This is a genomic window from Kitasatospora sp. NPDC059088 (assembly GCF_042738155.1).
In the GTDB taxonomy this organism is placed as follows: domain Bacteria; phylum Actinomycetota; class Actinomycetes; order Streptomycetales; family Streptomycetaceae; genus Kitasatospora.
In genome coordinates this window covers 868-1,415 of sequence record NZ_JBHYGR010000209.1, presented here as the reverse complement: position 1 = coordinate 1,415, position 548 = coordinate 868, and the positions used below count along the sequence as shown (strand labels likewise).

Annotated in this window: 1 protein-coding gene and 1 pseudogene (1 of these 2 running past the window's edge); both read right to left on the bottom strand. The window is 63.3% G+C overall.

The window, feature by feature from the left end:
* A pseudogene (locus ACFWXO_RS43230) lies at window positions 1-74 on the bottom strand (hypothetical protein) (its annotated part extends 106 nt beyond the left edge of the window); the annotation flags it as partial.
* Window positions 34-390: a hypothetical protein gene (locus tag ACFWXO_RS43225; protein ID WP_380532185.1), complete on the bottom strand. Its 357-nt coding sequence runs from the start codon at window positions 388-390 to the stop codon at window positions 34-36. The gene ACFWXO_RS43225 and the pseudogene ACFWXO_RS43230, both read right to left, overlap by 41 nt.
* Window positions 391-548: the final 158 nt, after the last annotated feature.

The following is a 548-nucleotide window of genomic DNA, read 5'->3' as shown; positions in this document are numbered from 1 at the left end:
GCGGTCGTACTGACCGCCCCCGCCGCAGGGCGGCTACCGTCGGTGGGCCGCGCTGACTGCCTTGAACGCTTCATGAGTCGCCGTCACAGCCTCGGCAAGGTCCCCCATAGCGGCGCTCTCCATTGCGCTGGAAAGGCACCTGACCGCGTCGCGCGTCCGGAACTTGCGGACGTCGTAGTTCCCGGCCGCGACCCGTCCGAGCACATCACCCGCAACCCTGTTGAACTCGGCAACGGCTGCCCGCACATCCTCCGGGCGCTCGGATACCACCCCGCCGAAAGGAATTCCGATCCGTCCCGACGCTCCGCGCTGCACGGTGTCAAGGGCCTTGATAACAGCACGGGCGGTGCTCGGAAAGAGGAATCGGAATTCGGCGGCCGCGTCGATCATTTGGTCTTCTCCTGGATTTCGAATTAGCGGGATCGAGTAGCGGGGGGGCGGGGCCCCCCCCCCCCGCCGGGTAGTGCTACGCCAGTGGCGTATAAAAAAAATAACCAGCCCACCACAAAACAAAATTAGAATAACGGGGTGGGCGGATGAATAAAAAA

Coding starts and splice junctions, on each gene's coding strand:
- ACFWXO_RS43225 (WP_380532185.1), bottom strand. CDS start 390: ATGATCGACGCGGCCGCCGAATTCCGATTCCTCTTTCCGAGCACCGCC.